Source organism: Gemmatimonadota bacterium, from assembly GCA_009838845.1.
Lineage (GTDB): Bacteria > Latescibacterota > UBA2968 > UBA2968 > UBA2968 > VXRD01.
Genome location: VXRD01000022.1, coordinates 77,702 through 93,260, shown reverse-complemented (window position 1 = coordinate 93,260; position 15,559 = coordinate 77,702). Strand labels below are relative to the sequence as shown.

Annotated in this window: 13 protein-coding genes; 5 read left to right on the top strand and 8 right to left on the bottom strand. The window is 49.9% G+C overall.

Annotated elements, in window-relative coordinates:
* Window positions 1–49 precede the first annotated feature (49 nt).
* Window positions 50–3,226, bottom strand: a complete 3,177-nt coding sequence (locus F4Y39_03375; protein ID MYC12744.1) for an efflux RND transporter permease subunit — start codon at window positions 3,224–3,226, stop codon at window positions 50–52.
* Between the two features lie 155 nt (window positions 3,227–3,381).
* Between F4Y39_03375 and F4Y39_03370 the strand changes: the two genes are divergently transcribed.
* Together F4Y39_03370 and F4Y39_03365 are read left to right on the top strand one after the other, a co-directional pair.
* Complete coding sequence (locus F4Y39_03370; protein ID MYC12743.1) at window positions 3,382–4,452, top strand: M42 family metallopeptidase; 1,071 nt, start codon at window positions 3,382–3,384, stop codon at window positions 4,450–4,452.
* Between the two features lie 35 nt (window positions 4,453–4,487).
* Window positions 4,488–5,198 (top strand): DUF445 domain-containing protein, encoded by a 711-nt coding sequence (locus tag F4Y39_03365; protein MYC12742.1) that lies wholly within the window; start codon window positions 4,488–4,490, stop codon window positions 5,196–5,198.
* Window positions 5,199–5,264: 66 nt separating this feature from the next.
* Here the strand turns inward: F4Y39_03365 and F4Y39_03360 are convergent, their stop codons facing one another.
* The 7 genes from F4Y39_03360 to F4Y39_03330 all read right to left on the bottom strand — a co-directional run bounded on the left by F4Y39_03360 (window position 5,265) and on the right by F4Y39_03330 (window position 12,522).
* A complete protein-coding gene (locus F4Y39_03360; GenBank protein MYC12741.1) occupies window positions 5,265–5,888 on the bottom strand; it encodes a tetratricopeptide repeat protein in 624 nt (207 codons plus the stop codon).
* Complete coding sequence (locus tag F4Y39_03355; protein ID MYC12740.1) at window positions 5,885–7,087, bottom strand: DegT/DnrJ/EryC1/StrS aminotransferase; 1,203 nt, start codon at window positions 7,085–7,087, stop codon at window positions 5,885–5,887. Before F4Y39_03355 ends, F4Y39_03360 begins: the two co-directional genes overlap by 4 nt.
* Before the next feature lie 9 nt (window positions 7,088–7,096).
* Window positions 7,097–8,830: an aminodeoxychorismate synthase component I gene (pabB, locus tag F4Y39_03350; GenBank protein MYC12739.1), complete on the bottom strand. Its 1,734-nt coding sequence runs from the start codon at window positions 8,828–8,830 to the stop codon at window positions 7,097–7,099.
* A gap of 100 nt (window positions 8,831–8,930) precedes the next feature.
* A complete protein-coding gene (locus F4Y39_03345; protein ID MYC12738.1) occupies window positions 8,931–9,695 on the bottom strand; it encodes a phytanoyl-CoA dioxygenase family protein in 765 nt (254 codons plus the stop codon).
* 19 nt (window positions 9,696–9,714) lie between these two features.
* On the bottom strand, window positions 9,715–10,989 hold the full coding sequence (locus tag F4Y39_03340; protein ID MYC12737.1) for a hypothetical protein: 1,275 nt from the start codon (window positions 10,987–10,989) through the stop codon (window positions 9,715–9,717).
* Entirely contained in the window at window positions 10,989–11,642 is a 654-nt protein-coding gene (locus F4Y39_03335) for a hypothetical protein (GenBank protein ID MYC12736.1), read from the bottom strand. Before F4Y39_03335 ends, F4Y39_03340 begins: the two co-directional genes overlap by 1 nt.
* Window positions 11,643–11,721: 79 nt before the next feature.
* On the bottom strand, window positions 11,722–12,522 hold the full coding sequence (locus F4Y39_03330; protein MYC12735.1) for a sulfite exporter TauE/SafE family protein: 801 nt from the start codon (window positions 12,520–12,522) through the stop codon (window positions 11,722–11,724).
* Window positions 12,523–12,545: 23 nt separating this feature from the next.
* Between F4Y39_03330 and F4Y39_03325 the strand changes: the two genes are divergently transcribed.
* The 3 genes from F4Y39_03325 to F4Y39_03315 all read left to right on the top strand — a co-directional run bounded on the left by F4Y39_03325 (window position 12,546) and on the right by F4Y39_03315 (window position 15,479).
* On the top strand, window positions 12,546–13,964 hold the full coding sequence (locus F4Y39_03325) for a beta-propeller fold lactonase family protein (GenBank protein MYC12734.1): 1,419 nt from the start codon (window positions 12,546–12,548) through the stop codon (window positions 13,962–13,964).
* 11 nt (window positions 13,965–13,975) lie between these two features.
* Complete coding sequence (locus F4Y39_03320; protein MYC12733.1) at window positions 13,976–14,161, top strand: 4-oxalocrotonate tautomerase family protein; 186 nt, start codon at window positions 13,976–13,978, stop codon at window positions 14,159–14,161.
* Window positions 14,162–14,297: 136 nt separating this feature from the next.
* On the top strand, window positions 14,298–15,479 hold the full coding sequence (locus tag F4Y39_03315) for a tetratricopeptide repeat protein (GenBank protein ID MYC12732.1): 1,182 nt from the start codon (window positions 14,298–14,300) through the stop codon (window positions 15,477–15,479).
* The last annotated feature ends 80 nt before the right edge of the window (window positions 15,480–15,559 follow it).

Sequence of the window (15,559 nt, the reverse complement as noted above, 5' to 3'; positions counted from 1 at the left end):
GCTTACAACTACCAGTGAGGCTCGACAATGTAGCGAAGTATATATAAAATTAATCCGCCATGTCCGCCGCCTGTGTGTCGCTAATTTTTAGTGCGTTGAAGGCACTATTTGTCAATCTTTTGAGGGCTGAGCGAAGGTCATCCAAAAATGTGTAAAACAAGGGGACGAGCAGCAGGGTAAGCAGGGTCGAAGAGAGCAGGCCGCCGATCATGGTGAATCCCATAGGTGCATAGGGCTGGCCCAGAACTTTACTGCTTCCCAGAGCCATCGGCAAAAGGCCGCAGACGGTTGTAAATGTCGTCATCATAATGGGGCGGAAACGATTTGCGCCCGCCTCCATAATCGCAGCGGTTCGATGCATGCCTTCTGCGCGCAGGCGATTTACCATATCGACCAGTACAATCGCGTTGTTGACGACCACACCGATGAGCACAATTATACCTACCATGGCCAACCCTGCCATAGGTGTTTGGGTCGCAAATAGCGTCCAATAAACGCCCAGAAAGGCAAAAGGGATGGAAAACAAAACAGAAAATGGCAGTATAAAAGATTCGAACAAAACGCCCATCAACAGGAAGACACAGGTCACGGCCATAATCGCGGCGAAATACATGGTATAATCTTCTTCCCGCAGCTTGGAATATCTTTCCCCTTTGTCCCAGGTATAACCGCGCGGCATTTCAAATCCTTCCATTGCGCGGTCAATTTCTCCATACAGTTCTTTGATATCTTCTTTGGTCGTAAAAGCCCGCACCCGCAACCGCGTTTTGCCATCTTCTCGCCTGATGGTGCCGCGTCCTTGATCTACGCGCAGGGTGGCAAAGTCCAGCAATGAAACCTGTGCGCCCGTTTCAGCCGGAAAAGTCAAACGCTTCAGGCGTTGCAGTGTTTGCTGGTTCAATTTTTCCAAATACAGCCGCACCCTGATTTCGTGGTTGTCAGACTGGAGATAGGGCAATTGTACGCCCTGGAGCGCGAAACCAATGCTGCGTCCCACGTCTCGAGCTACGAGTCCAAATTTTTGTGCGCGTTCCCGGTCGATAATGACCTGTACTTCATCATTGGCGCGTTCCAGGTCTGAATCTACGCTTATGACCGAGGGGATTTCTTTTAGCCGTCGGTCAACCTCTTGCACCAGATTCGCGAGTACATCGACATTATCCCCATAGAGAGCCAGTGAAACGGCAGAATCACCGCCTTCACCACCGCTCCTGCCTTGCCCCTGTACAGCCACTTTGACACCTACAAATTGGGGGGCGTGTTTTTTCAGGTCTTCGATCACGGCGTTGCGGGGTAAGTGCTGTTGTATGGGAATACCGATCAATGCGCGTACGGATTTATAGGTTGTCTGCCACCAGGCTTCATTGGTCTTTTTCAGAAAGACGTGAATAGAGCCATACGTAGATCTGAACCACACGCGCATGGTCTCTATGCCGTATTTCTCGCGGCGGGCATCTAAAAAACCCTCGACTTCTGCGATTGTGTCGCTGGCATCTCGAATGCCAAAATCCTTTGGAAAACTAAACTCGATGCGAAAATCATTGAGCATGCTGCCGTCTGAATCGCCGCGCTTGAGTTCGTTCATTGGATAGCTGATGCTTCCGAGCAGGGCGAGAGCGATCAAAAATGCATCGCGCCGATGGGTGAGTGTCCAGTTCAGCATGCGCGCGTAATAATGGCGCATGCGCTGAATGATCGATGGGTCGGCTTTGATCTGGGAACCTCCAAAACGCAATGATGCCTGTGGAATAAAAATGAGTGCCACAAATAGCGATCCCACAAGCGCGACCACAACCGGTACACCAATGCGCGCGAGGAAAAAGGTCAGTTCTACACTGCCGCTCATCAGCATTAGCGGCAAAAACACGACAACGGTTGTCAGCGTTGCCATGGTGATTGCCAACCCGACTTCGCCGGCACCTGCGATGGCCGCTTCTTTGGCGGGTAGTCCTTTGCCGCGCATGCGATAGATATTTTCCAGGATCACAATGGCATTATCGACCACCATCCCCACGCCTACCATCAGGCCCATCATGGTCAGCACATTGAGCGACCAGCCGAGAAAATAAAGTGCTGTAATCGTAATCATCACACACAGGGGAATAGATAGGGTGATAATCGCTGTCATGCGCAATGTTTTCAAAAAGAATAGCAGAACCATCGCGGCAAATAACCCGCCCCAAAGTCCTGTGGTTTCCAAATTGCGAATTGAATCGCTGATGTATTCGCCCTGATTAAAAAATACATTAAAAGCGATCTTTTTTTCCATCGACGGATCGCTTTCAATCTCCTGAAAAGCCGCCACCACGCGCTCGCATACTTCTACAATATTGGCGCCCGATTCTTGATAAATCGCTATTGATACGGCTTCTCGTCCATCAATGCGCTGATACCATGACCGTCCGGGGATGTCGTAAACTATGTCTGATACATCTCCAAGGCGCACTTCGCTCCGGGGGGTGCGAATGAGAATATTTTTGATTTCATCTACACTTTGATATTTGGCGAGTGAGCGCACAAAAAATCGCTTGCCGCCTTCGCGCACATGCCCGACCGAAAGCGCGAAGTTGTCCGATCGCAGCGATTGCACCATCGTTCCCAAATCCACTCCCCGGGCCATCAATCGCTCGTGATTGAGTTCAATCATAACTTCTTTTTCATCCACGCCCCAAAAGCTGACTCTGCCCACGCCCTCGATTCGTTCTAAGTGCCGTTTCACATGCAGGTTTAAGAACTTATAGGGATCGACAACCGATGGGGCCAGAGAGACGCCCGCCCACATAATGGACCAGCTATCTGTATTAAATTTATACACATAGACTTGATCGCGAACATCTTCTGGCAATTCTAATTTGAGACGCTCAAGGCGATCTACCACCTGATTATAAGCCAGGACCATATCTGTATCGGGCTGAAACTCAATGGGCGCATCCACGCCATAAGACGCGCTGTACGTGCGAATTTTCTTTATGCCCTTTACCGCGCGCAACTGTTCTTCCAGTGGGCGGGCGATTTGTTGTTCGGCTTCCTGGGGCGAGGCGTTGCGGTGATTGTATTCAATATCCACATACAAAAAAGCCGGTGTAAATCCCGAGGGAAAAAATTTCACCGGTACGCGGAAATAGGCCATAATACCCACCAGTAATAACGCGACCAGACACATCGCAACCGTAACGGGGCGATTCACTGAAATGCGCGGCAATAAGGAAGACTGACGGTCCATCATTTTTCTCACATGGAAGGGTATAAGGCTTTATGTCAAATCATTGGACGGATAACACACCAAAAGGCTTCATGAATTTTGAAAGCACTTGATAAATTGCACGCGCCAGCGTATTCTTAGTGGTCGATAATAATCCTGAAACGAAAAGGTGACATTTTATGTCTTATCCTCAAGATGATCCCAATGTACGTCTGCTGTCAGACCTTTTGCGCGTTCCCGCACCATCGGGCCGCGAAGAACTTATGGCCCGGGTTATTATGGATCGCATTGCCGATTTGGGGCATGCACCAAAACAAGACCAGCAGGGCAATGTTTGGGTGGAAGTGCCCGGGCAAAATCCCGATCTGGGGCATATCGCGCTTGCCAGTCATATGGACGAACTCGCCATGGTGATTACCGCCATCAATGCCGATGGTACCCTGCAGGTGCGCCCGAGCGGTGGGTTGCATCCCTGGAAACTCGGCGAATGTCCTGTTGAAATCGTTTCAGATGGTGCAGAGACGGTTGCGGCACATCTCTGTTTTGGTTCTACGCATACGACTGATCCGTCGGATCCCAACACGCAATTTGCAACGGGGCAAAGTGGCATTACCTGGCCCTATTGTCATTTGCTCACTGGTCTGACACCCGATCAGCTCTCCCGCGCAGGTGTGCGCGTTGGATCGACTGCTGTACCAGTGGCAGGTGTGCGCGGGCCTCATTTTTTTGGGCCACCCGACGATCCGCTCGTTTCCGCGTGGTTATTTGACAACCGGGGCGGGAGTCTCACCCTTCTGCGCCTGCTTCAGCGCATTTCGGAAGAAAAGACAATACCCAATCGCACCACCTGCCTGTGTTTTCTCGTTCAAGAAGAAACCGGATTGATTGGGGCACGTGGCTGGACCGCGCGAAACCCGGTCGAAATTTTTATCGCGGTTGATTCTGCTCCTATGCCGAGGAACCAACAACTTCAACTCGATGGTCGCCCAGCGGTCTGGTCAAGAGATAGCCAGATGCATTTCGATCAGGGCTTGATTGCCGATCTCGCAGCAGCAGCGCAACGCGCGGGTACACAATTGCAATACGCTGTTTACGATCGCGCGGCGTCCGATGCCTCGGGCGTTCTTCAGGCGGGTCACGTACCTCGGGCTGCAACTATTGGGTATCCGAGAGAAAATTCCCACGGTTATGAGGTCTGCCGTCTGAGCGTTTTTGACAATCTGATTGCCACGTTGTTCTGCTATCTCTGAGATTTTTTTCGCTATTTCCCTGTAAGGACTCCGGTATGAATAAAAGCCTTGTGACAAATCTGCTCGCGGTCGGCGTGATCGGTGCAGGTTATGTCAGTCCTGTTTATTCCGATCATTTGCTCGCGGTTGGGCTTTTTGCAACTTCGGGTGCCCTGACCAACTGGTTGGCGGTTCACATGCTTTTTGAGAAAGTGCCGGGACTATATGGTTCAGGCGTTGTGCCGAGTCGGTTTGAAGAATTTAAGACGGGTATCCACGCTTTGATTATGAATCAGTTTTTTACCGCTGAAAATGTTAAAAAATTTCTCGCCGAACAAAAAATTCCAGATGAGTTCGATGCCGACCCCGTTATTGAGGCCGTTGACTGCGACCGCATCTTCAGCCGCCTGATGGAGGCTGTTATGTCCTCTCCTTTTGGCAGCGTAATCAATATGTTCGGCGGTACAGCGGCATTACAGCCTCTCAGAGATCCTTTTGTAAAAAAAATCCGAGTAGAAATCCGCCTCTTGCTATCCTCACCCAAATTTCTCGATGCCATCCAGAGAGGGTTGAATACCGCGAGTTATACGGAAGAAATGATTGACAAGGTTGACGCCATTGTTATGCAGCGTCTAAACGAGTTGACGCCCGAAATGGTTAAGACCATTGTCCAGGAGATGATTCACAAACATCTGGGCTGGCTGGTCGTTTGGGGCGGGGCTTTTGGTGGTTTTATTGGTTTGATTGTTTCAGTGGTTAGTCGTTAGTAGGAGCGGGTTGAACTGGCCTGAGAGACGGCCAGTTGTACCCCGCTCGAAACCCACTCCTACATATCACCATTTCTCAACAAATGTTTTTACCTCGCCGAGTTTTTCTTTTTGTTCAGATGCCCATGTCCGCAAAGAGGTCGCCATATCTGCATCGGTTGCGCCATCTGCCCATTGTGTTACAAAGGTCAACAATCGCGCTGCGTGAGGGCGATTCAGTGCGGCCAATACCCCATACGCTTTTTTCATTTTTTCCACCTGTCCCACGATCAAATACGCTTCTGCGCGATATTCAATGGCTTCTGCGTAGTTTGGATTTAATGTCAAAGCACGATTGTACGCTGCCATTGCTCCGTCCATATCTCCGGTTTTGCGCTTGACGTATCCCAAACTGCTAAATGCCTGGTAATACGTCGAGTCCTGCTCGGTCGCTTTCGCAAATTCTCCCAGTGCGCGATTGTACAGGTCCTGGATAAACCGCGCGTACGTTTCTCGCTCTTCTCCTTCTGTGCCCGACATTTTTTCTTCATAGACCCAGGCCGCATCCCGGTGGCGCAAGCCTTCTTTATGGTGGCGGATCGCGATTTCGTTTTGGCCTTCCTTGGGTTTGCGAGGTGCTGGTTTGCTCGGCGCAGCCAATACACTGTTGCTCAGGGTCAAAATTAGAATCAGCATCCATTGCATTTTCATGTCAAAATCTCCTTTTTTTGATGTTTTACCACATGTGCAGATTCCCGAATGGCGTCTGCAAGTTCATCTATCTTTTCTCGGTCGTTGTCCGGGTGCATGCCAATGAGTACTGCGCGGCTCAAGATATCCAGCGACCTGGGGCACATGTCCATTGAATATTCGATATTCAATGCCTTGTTTTGCGGCAGATTAAATGGGTCGAGCGCGGGATGGTGTGCCCCCTGCTTTCGCATAATGGGATCCCATCGCGTGTAAACGTGTCGCCCGGTGTCGATGGGCAAAAAAGCGCGTCCTTTCAATTCCGATATCTGTTTGGCAAAGGCGCGAGCGTTTTCCTCGGAATTAAAAATAAAGCCGACATGGGTCCCGCATTCGCAATCCAGACTGTTGTTTGTAATGGATGTCAGGCCCGCGTCTTCGCCCACTTTTGTCAGGGTTCGTTTGTGTCCGCGCATGCGATCCAACATTTCGTCGATGCGCTCGAGTTGTGCGTTGAGAATGGCGCCCGAGATTTCAGTGGCTCTGAAATTCAATCCGGCAAATTGTTCATCTGGGCGGTGCTCGTCGGGATTCCAGTAATAAGAACAACAATCTGCTGCTACTGATCCGCGACGAAATACAGAGTCATCAGCAGAGACAAACGCGCCGCCTTCGCCGCTGGTCATGTTTTTGAAATAGTTAAAGCTGAATGCCCCGGCATGTCCGATGGACCCGAGTTCGCGCCCTTTGTATCCACCACCCACGGCCTGGCAGGCATCTTCTAATACTTTTACCCCGCGTTTTTCTGCTATATCCATCAGTGCGTCCATATTACAGGGCAATCCCCACATATGCACGGGAATGATGGCTTTTGTGTGCGGGGCAATTTTTCGCTCGACATCTTCGGGCGAGAGGGTGATCGATTCATCTACTTCGGCAATAATGGGCATGGCTCCTGCGGCAACAACGGCGAGTGCGGTCGCCATATAGGTACACGATGGCACAATGACCGAATCGCCCGGTCCAACTTTCAGGCCAATGAGGGCGCAATAGAGCGATGCCGTGCCGCTGGTGGTCATGCGGACCTGAACACCGCCCAATCGCTTTCCCCAGTCTGCTTCAAATTGGTCGCATTCGCCGGCCTTGCCATAGCGAAAAATTTCACCGCTTTCCAGGAGGGTTTCCACGCGCTTGGCTTCGGGTTGTCCGATGCGGTACATAAATATCTCCTATTCAATAAGTTTAAGCCTTGTCCATTTTCGCACAGAATTGATCATGTAGAGTACCTCCGCGCGTTTCAGGTCATCTATTTTTAACACTTGCTCCGTAACTTTGCCTCGCGATAATAATTCGGCGCGAAAGGTACCGCCCAACAGGCCACAGGAAATGGGAGGTGTTACATACAGGTCGTCCCATTTGGCGACGAGATTGCCAATGCTGCATTCTGTAGCTTCGCCGCGTTCGTTGATGAGAATGATTTCTTCACATAGGGGATACATGTTCAATCGAGAGGTATAGGGTTCGCGGCGCGTTGTTTTGTGAAATAATAGGGGATCGCGGCTGTCAACCGGTAGTGGTGAGATACGGGCGGAAAGTACGCGATCTTGCGATGCATTTTTAAGTGGTGCGGTTTCGACCTGTACACAGCCCCTGCGCGATAGGACAAGGCGCACCCGTTGTGGTGTATCCAGACCCGATACTGCCTTTTCGAGCTCAGATAGGACGTTTAACCGATCAAAAGCAAATCCAAAATACCGCGAGGACGCTTCTATCCGATCTATGTGACGATTTAACAAAAAGAACCCGTTTTTGCCATCGTATCGCAGGGTTTCAAACAGGTCAAAAACAGGTTGTCGTTCTGCGAGCATGCGCGCTTTGGTCAAACACTCTTCATACTCGCCATCATTTGAGGAATCACAGGTTATGCCACTGCCCACACCAAATTCTGCAATACCCGTTTTGCGGTCAATACAGACTGTGCGAATCGCCACATTAAAGGCTATGTCCCCTCCCGGCGACAGGTAGCCAATGCTTCCAGTATAAATTCCCCGCGCAGTTCGCTCTACTTCTTTGATAATTTCCATGGTACGCACTTTGGGCGCACCGGTTACGGAGCCGCACGGAAAGAGCGCTGTCACCAGTTCGCGCAACCCCACGCCACAACGCATGCGCGATGTCACGGTTGAGGTCATCTGCAATACGGTTTCATAACGTTCGACCTGCCATAGTGATGGCACTTTCACACCACTTGAAACGCGCCCCAAATCGCTGCGCATCAAATCGACGATCATCACATTTTCCGCGCGGTCTTTCTCGGATTTTTGAAGCTGTTTTGTACGCGCTTCATCTTCTTCCCACCATCGTCCCCGAGGTGCAGTGCCTTTCATCGGACGCGCGATTAACGTGTTATTTTTTAACGAAAAAAACAATTCGGGCGAAGCCGATAGGATTTGAAATCGCCCGATATCCAGATACGCCGCATAATCCGTGCGCTGCGCCCGACATAGATCGCGATAAAAACTCAGGCTATTGCCCGAAAAATTTGCCCGCATTCGGAAGGAATAATTAACCTGATAGGTATCGCCGGCAATGATGAGGTCTCGAATGCGATTCAGGGCGGTATCGTAAGCAGCGCGCGAAACAGAGGGGCGCCATGAGTCCAGATCGTAGTTTCTATGATTCGGTGTTCCGACAGGGATATGTTCTCGATGCCGAAACAGGCCGAACCACATGAGTGGAAAATCTCCCGGTACGTGCGTTTTTAAAACGGGATCCAGACCCGATGCGGCTTCATAAGACAAAAATCCCGCTGCGTGTAATCCCGAATGGACAGCCTGTTCAATGCGTTCGAGTGCGGGAGCAACATCTTTGGGATGCGAAACGCAAATGGTATCGCACAGGTCGCAAAAACGATAACTCGCACCTTTGCGATGCGATTCAAATAAAACGATGGGTTCTGACATATAAATCAACGAATCAACGAATCGGCGAATTAACGACGGAGTTTGGTGCAACTTTGGGTGGCAGGGTGGGGTTCGTCTATTCGTCTATTCGTCTATTCGTCTATTCAAAGACACGGGTGAAGGTGCTGCCGCGCAATGAGCGCGTGTCACCGTGCATATAACACACGCTGAATGCGCGGCGCGCAATATCTGTGGTGTTTACGCCCGAACTGTGCAGCATCCAGTTGTGGAGCAGAACAGAGTCGCCGGCTTCTAATATTAAATCTATTGGCTCGTATTGGGATACAATGGTCTCGATGTGTTCTTCGGTCAAAAATCCGGAGCCTTGCTCGGGATTTATCAGCCTGTGATGCGATTTCGGAATAATTTTCACACAGCCGTTTTCAACTGATGTGGGATCCAGAGCCGTCCATATCGTGATTTGGGGATCGAGGGTTAGATCGGTCCAGCGGTCCTGATGCCATACCAGCGGGGTGCCGTCGTGTGCGGGTTTGTTCATAAACATCGCCCTAAAACAATCTACGGGCGTATTTTTGCCATAGATGTGTTCGCAGATTTCTCGAAACTGTGGTTTTTGTAAAAATGAGAGAAAGAGGGGATCCAATTCCAAATTTTGAATTTTGCGATATCCGAGTGTCGCGTATTTATGTCCTTTGCTCTGCGGGCCGGGTTTTCCATTGTTCTCGGGGTCAGAATCCAGTTGCATCATTACATGATCGTAGTCGATGGACGCCGTGCCGAGCATGATCTCATCAATTCGCTGCTGTAATGCCTCCAGTTCCCCATCGTCCATTACTTTGCCCAAATGAAGATACCCTTGCGCTTCAAATGTTGCCCACTGTGTTTCAGAAATATACTGATCCATGCTAACTCCTTTGTGCTTTCTAAAGTCCTGTAAAAAAATAAAAACGCGCGGAGGCGAGTACCCGCACTGCACGTACGCGATCTGCGCGATTACCTTCAATGGCTTTGTAGCCACCAATCACTGCGGCAAAATCCAGGGTTACAGCCTTTTCCAATTCGGTGCCAAAACCGAGTGTCCATGCATCGCGGTCTGTCTCAATTTGTATTTCTGGGACACTGCCGCCCCCCACATAGCGAACCGGGTCGCGGTAGTAACCACCTCTGAACGCGATGCCCCAATGCGAAATGACATATTCACATCCCAAATGCAGCCGCGCCGCACTGCGATATTGCCGCCGGAAATCATCGACATTGGGTGCAATATTGAGTGGCAAAATCTCGTAAGTTATTTCTTGCAAATCGCCGTAATGTACGTCGCCGCTCACCGTCAATCCTCCCGACGACCATCCAATTCCCATCCCAAAAGTCAGGGGTTGACGAATTTCATATGCGTCCGAAAAAGATTCGCGTGGATAGGTATCTGTGCGGTCTTCAAACTCGTCTTCAAATTCATCCGCCAGCTCAGCCGATACGCGCAATGGCGTGGCCGCTGTTGCCACAATGCCAAATTGAAATCCCGTGGGATGCCAATACCGAATGCCGCCCTGGATGCCCCAGGCAGAATAGCGTTCCTCAGATTCAAAACGCTGGAAGATGCGGATGGTGTCGGCGTGTACCCGTTGCACATCTTCAAGGGTCAATTCCTGTAAAAAGCGATTGGTTCCCCCCCAACGAAACAGCGAGATTCCCGCCGACAAACGCGGCATCAGATCTATTGCAGCCCCAAATGTCCACGCGCCGAGAGCGCCTTTGTCTTCTGAAATTCCCGCTTTATCAAAATTGGCGATGGTATCATACGCATCAATCTGTAATCCTCCATCAAAATTTTGATTGCGCCCAAAGCCTCCGGCAAAGACCAGACTCCCGCGATACACGGGAACGGGATAGACAAAACCCAGGGATGCAATGCGCGTACTGCGCAATTCGAGGGTTGAAGAACGGTCAAAAAATTGCGATATGTTGCGAAATCGGTCGTGCGAAACGCCCCAATTTACGGTTCCGCGCTCGATCCGCGCCAATCCCGCGGGGTTCCAGAACAGGCCAGAAAAATCATCGGATACGGAAATATAAGCACCGCCCATGCCCATGGCTCGGGCACCAATGCCAGAAAAGCTATCGAGAGCGACTTCTTGTGCAGGGATAGATACCGCGAAGACGCAAATCACAAATGTCGGGATACAGAGATGTTTGGTCATTATCTCATCCCTCCTCTGCGGCGCTGCGTTGAGCGTTTCTCTTCGCGCTTTTCAGACTTTTCTTCTTTTTTTGATTTTTCTGATGATTGTGTTTTGGTACTACGCGAGTTCTCCGTTTGCTGTGTGCTTTTCGTTTTGGTGCTGCGCGAGTTCTCCCGCTGTGCTGTAGGTGTGCTTTCAGTTGTGGTGTTGCCCGACCGAATTGTGCTGGCCGAGGCGGGTTCTCCACGCACGCCTGTGTATCTGATACGGGGACGCGGATTGACTTGCTCGCGTTCTATTTGAGGTCTTACTGTTGGCGCTGGCGCATATACAATATGAGGCACCAAAATCCTCGGCGACCACCCCCGCCACCACGGGTCGTACACGCTTGCCCAGCTCGAATATTTCCAGATGAGGCGGTGCCGGTTCCAGCGCGGATATCGCCGATATGGACGGTACGGGCGATATGGATGGTATGATTCGTAAAATGGCAGAGGAGATGGATTGCAATAATTGTAGTAGTAATATTCAAATCGCTGTACAGAATTCTCGGAAGGCTTGACAGGGGATTCAGCGCGTTGTTCACGATGAACGCGCGGTGCCCGAAGTTGCGTATAACACCCGGAAAAAGCGATGATACAGGTCAGTATAAAGCAGATGCGCGATGCCATGGCCAACCTCCAGAGTGAGACGTGAAAGGATCACACCAGTCCCCGGCCCTTTTTCTAAAAAATAGGACAATTTTACAGTTTACACAATGCCTAACAATTGAATTAAGTTTTTGCCCGAAATCAACTGTACGCCTGCGATAAATAGAATTGAATAGACGACTATATTAAACCAGTGGTCTGTGAAACGCTTATTAAAAAAAATGCCCAACCTCACGCCTGCGTAGCCCAATGGGGATAGGATTGCGATTGTGACGAGATGTTCGGCTCGCAAAATATCCAATCCCAAATAGGGAATTAATTTCATCTGATTGATCGCGGCAAAAAGAATTACGGTCGTTCCCACAAAGAGGTTGCGGGGCAATTGTTGGGGAAGCAAATAGATGGTTGTAGGGGGACCGCCAGCATGTGCGATGGTTGACGTAAAGCCCGCTATTGCGCCCATGAAAACGCCTTCTGCACTGTGTGGGTGTCGCTTTGTAAGTGCGCCCGTAATCACTGCGCGCAAAGCCTGGAATACCACAAAAAACAAACTCAAAATCCCCAAACCGAGTTGCAATACGCGCTCATTCGCGCTGAAATATCCAAAGAATAATGCTCCTATACCGATCCCGATTGCCGCACCGGGCAAGAGCAATTTTACACTGCGCCGATGAAAATGCTTGCGGTAGTGTGCAACGGCAAATACATCGCAAACCATTAAGAGTGGTAACAAAATCGCTGCCGAGTCTGCCACTGGAATGACAAGTGCCATGAGTGGCGTTGCCAAAATGCCAACACCTCCGCCAAACCCGGCTTTGGCTATACCGACAAAAATTACAGAGATGACAGCCAGAATCCAGAAAATCGTCGGATAATCGGGTAACACAATATCTCCTTTTATTTAGAACCGGGAACTATAAGCAAATGGGAAACGTCCCAAAATGTAATCAATTCAGATTGACAGCCTCAACGGTCAAATGTATCATAAGTACCCTTCAAAAAGGAAATATTATGAAATATACCGCGATTGTATTGTCTCTCACACTAATTTTGATAGCTCCACTGCTCGATGCCCAGGAAACAAAATCCGCTGATTTTGATGGCAATGGCACCGTTGATTTTACTGATTTTCTGGCGTTTGCTCAGGGTTTTGGCAAGTCTGCCGGTCAGGATGATTTCAATGAAAAACTCGACCTCGACGGCAATGGCACAATCGACTTTTCGGACTTTCTGCTTTTTGTCAATGCTTTTGGCGGGTCTTCAAGTCCGACGACTCCACCGGCAGGACCCGAGCCTCGATTTCTTTATATTAGCGATGTTCTAGGTGCCAATATCCGGGTTATCGATACTTCGACTAATTTGCTCGATTCCAGCCGAACGTTTTCCGCCGATTTTCCGCGGGGTATCGCGTTTTCTAATATCAACAAGCGACTTTATGTGGCAGGTAGAGATACCTTCCACGCATTTACTGAAGATGGGATCCCCGATTTTCAACTCTCACTCGAAATGCCAGTCGCACCTGGCGGAGGATTTACGAGTCGGGGCGGTTTTCACATTGCGCTTTCACCCAATCACCAGTTTGCATACGTGACCGAAGAAGAGGGGGCTACAGTCGAAGTTTTTGATGTACTTGCAGGTCAGCCCCTGGACATCATCGATGTTCCGCCCACGCCCCGTGGCATTGCTATCTCGCCCGATGGGGCGCGTCTCTATGTTGGGCACGGCAATGCTACAAATGCCGTGTCTGTTATTGATACGGGTATTCCAGCACTGATCGACAGTATCTCTGTGGGCCAAACCGTCAGTCGATTGGCCGTCTCGCCCGATGGACAAAGCCTTTATCTCAACAACACTCGTGCAGGCCGCGTGCTCAAAGTCAATACCAGCACCAAAGCGATTGCCGATAGCCTCACACTCGGTCAGGCCAATGATCTGGACATTGAAGTTCGCGATATCGCGCTTTCCGCAGATGGCACGCGCCTTGTCGTATCTCTCTACCGAATTTTTTTGGGCTTTGATGCGTTGGGCAATTCCGTGCCCGCGTTCTGGGGAGGTATTGTGGTTATCGATACACAAACATGGAGACAAACCGCCGAAATTTTTGTCGGTGTAATCGTGGGCAATATCGGCCTTAAACCCGACGGTAAGACGGTCTATGTCGCTGGTGTCGAAAGCCTTGAAAGTTTGGCTTCAACGGGCAATTTACAGGTCTATATTGTCGATCTCGAAGATAATAGAACCCTGGGTACTATCCGCGGCTTTAGCTTGCCGGTTGCTTTTTCCTTTGGCGCGTCCAAACCCGCGGTTCCCAGGTTGCAGAGTCCAGAACTGATTATTTTTTAAAAGGAGGTACTATGCCTTTCATTAATGTTAAAATGCTCGAAGGCCGCACGCACGAGCAAAAACGCGAACTCGCCAGAGCTATTACCGATGCGATGGTCAATATTTGCGATGCCAAAGCCGATGGCACGATGGTCGTTATCGAAGATATTTCCCGCGATCACTGGGCGCGAGGCGGCACGCTTCTATCGGAACAATAAGGGTAATAGCGGCGTGCAGTTTGCGCCTTCGCGCAGAGACTTGACAGGATTTTACACACTGCATATATTGGCGGTATGCATTGTCATTTAACCTGCTGCCGGAACGCGCCGGTTGCGTTGAGAAAGGAAGATTCCCATGACATTTTTTAAGCGCGGATTTATTGTTGCCCTTGCACTGGCCTTTGCTGCGACACCATTGTTCGTACAGACCGCAGAGGCAAAAGTGACCAAAGGACAGGCTTCAGTAGCCAAACGCTCGGGCAAATTGTATATCAACCAGCGCCAATACGACAAGGCGATGGAACAATATATAATCGCGGCGGAAGGACGCCCCGACGATTCCGAGGTGCAGTATTATTTGGGCTGGCTCTACGGCCAGAAAGAGCTTTTTGAAGAGATGAATGAGCACTATAATCTGGCAACGGACAGAAAGTGGAAAAGGAAAGTCGATGCCGATCGCAAAGAACTCTGGACGCGGTATTACAACATGGCCGTCAAGGGGATGAATGCCCAGAGGTTCGATTTTGCCATTGAGCAATTCGATCTCGCCATTACGATTAATCCCAATGAAGCCGACGCTTATGAAGGGCTGGCTATTACGCATCTCAATATGGGCAGTTCAGAAGCGGGTATTGAGATGTACCAAAAGGCGATTGAACTCAATCCCAAAAAAGCGCAGTCTTTTTTCAATTTGGGCGGCGCGCTTATGAATGTCGAACGGATTGAAGAAGCTCTTGAAATGTTCAAAAAGGGCCATGCGATTGATCCCGAAGAAATCAATATTTTGCAGCACATGTCGATTGCCCAATATCGACTGGGCGATAAAGAAGGTGCGGCGGAATCAGCGGAGAAGGCGCTGGCTATTGCGGGTGATGATCCAAAAATTTTAAATATTGCCGCAACCATTTATTTGCAGGCAGAGAACTACGAAAAGTCCGCTGCGATTCTCGAAAAAGTAGTTGAGATACAACCCGATAATATGGACGCGCTGTTCAATCTCGCTATTGCGTATAAGCAACTCGACAAGGGTGATAAGGCTCTCGATCTGTTTGCAAAAAGCGTTGACGCAAATCCGACTGACGCCGATGCGTGGTACCAGCTTGGCTTGCTCGCAGACAAAGTAGATGCTTACGACAGGGCTATTGAAGCTTTTTCAAAAGTAACCGAACTGCAAGCGAATAATGCCAGAGCATGGGCTGCGTTGTCTCGCGTTTATGCGCGCAAATCCGAAGTCTCGGAAGGCGAAGTTGCCGCAGAATGTGTGAAAAAAGCAACTGAGGCATTTCAGATGTACGAGGCGCTTCAAAATCAGGAGTAGATGATCAATCGCGTTTCGTTCTAACCACAGTGGGTATTTAGATCAACAATTCAACCATCAAAACCCCGTACAAAAGTGCG